This is a genomic window from Megasphaera paucivorans, assembly GCF_900103535.1.
GTDB lineage: Bacteria > Bacillota > Negativicutes > Veillonellales > Megasphaeraceae > Megasphaera_A > Megasphaera_A paucivorans.
Genome location: NZ_FNHQ01000072.1, coordinates 1 through 1,441 on the forward strand (window position 1 = coordinate 1; position 1,441 = coordinate 1,441).

The 1,441-nt window shown below is 50.7% G+C and carries 1 protein-coding gene; it reads right to left on the bottom strand.

The genetic code is table 11. From position 1 onward, the window contains the following. Positions 1 to 73: 73 nt before the first annotated feature. Positions 74 to 1,318 (bottom strand): IS256 family transposase, encoded by a 1,245-nt coding sequence (locus tag BLR11_RS13870; protein ID WP_083615847.1) that lies wholly within the window; start codon positions 1,316 to 1,318, stop codon positions 74 to 76. Positions 1,319 to 1,441: the final 123 nt, after the last annotated feature.

Genomic DNA, 1,441 nt, shown 5'->3' on the forward strand with positions numbered 1-1,441 from the left:
GGGTTTGTCAAGTTAAGTGTGTAAGTTTTTTTAGGTATCATAAAAGAAGATGCGTTACCAGTGATTGCTGGCTTTAAAATTTCTCGTATTTCAGGATACGAGCTTGCAGCTTATCATCCATAGCCAACTGGTTTCTGACCATCGCCCAGTTCTGGATATGATGCCCTTCCCACTTGGCATAGAGTTCCTTTACCCTGAGATAGAGAACCTTGAAGACAGATTCCTCGCTGGAGAACGAGCCCTTCTTGGTGACTTTTCGGAAGCTGGAATTCACGCTCTCTATCGCATTGGTGGTATACATCACCTTCCTTACGGCACTGCCATAGTTGAATAGTTGCTGGACATGCTGCCAGTTCCGCTTCCATGTTTCTACCGCACCGGGGTACTGGCTCCAGGCCTGCTTGAACCGCTCGAATTCGGCCTCAGCACTCTTCAGGTTCACGGCTCCATAGACCTTCCTGAGCTGGGTCGTGTAGGCCTTGTAATCCTTGGATGGGATGTACTTGATGGAGTTGCGGATCAGATGGACGATGCAGCGCTGCACGACCACCTGGGGGAAGATGGACTTTGCTCCCTCTTCCAAACCGGAGACACCATCCATGCAGATGAATCCGACATCTTCAACGCCACGGGCCTTCAGCTCATCGAATATCTGCATCCAGTTATGTTTGCCCTCCGTCTCGTTCATCCAAAGGCCCAGGACATCCTTCGAGCCATTGATGTCATAGCCGAGGATGACGTAGACAGCGTGGTTCTTGGTCTCATAATCCTTGCGTACAGAGACGTACAGGCAGTCTACGAACAAGAAGGGGTAGAAGGGGTTCAGAGGACGTGTCTGCCAATGCTGGACTTCGTCCATCACTCGGTCTGTGATGTTCGAGATGCTCTCTGCGGACAGCTCGAATCCATAGATGTCATCAATCGTCTTGGCAATATCCCGCTGGCTCATGCCGCGTGCATACATGGCCAGTACCTTGCTCTCGATCCCTGTGACATCCTTGGTGCGTTTGGGGACTACCTGGGGCTCGAAGGTAGATTCGCGGTCCCGTGGGACGCGGATGGGGACCTCGCCGACCGAAGTCTGGATGGTTTTCTCCGTATAGCCATTCCGACGGTTGGAGGTTTCCTTCTTGCTATGATCATTGGAGCTATACCCGAGATGGTTATCTATCTCGCCCTGCAGCATAGCTTCGAAGATAGGACCGAACACGTCCTTCAGCGCTATCTGCATGTCTTCCTGCGTCTTCGGCTGGTATTGTTCCATGATGAGCTTGGCGATTGCCTGGCCTTTCTCACTCGGGTTTCTACGTTTCTTCATCAGTGCTGTACTCAATTCCTTTCAACCTGCTTTCTGATAGTGTACCGCACCTCGACAAAAAAATGAAGTGCGTAAGTTAGTAAATTGGTTACCGGTAACTTACACACTTCATTTTACACTCCC

Excerpts from the sequence above, each read along its gene's own strand:
- BLR11_RS13870 (WP_083615847.1), bottom strand. The coding sequence starts at position 1,318 with ATGAAGAAACGTAGAAACCCGAGTGAGAAAGGCCAGGCAATCGCCAAG.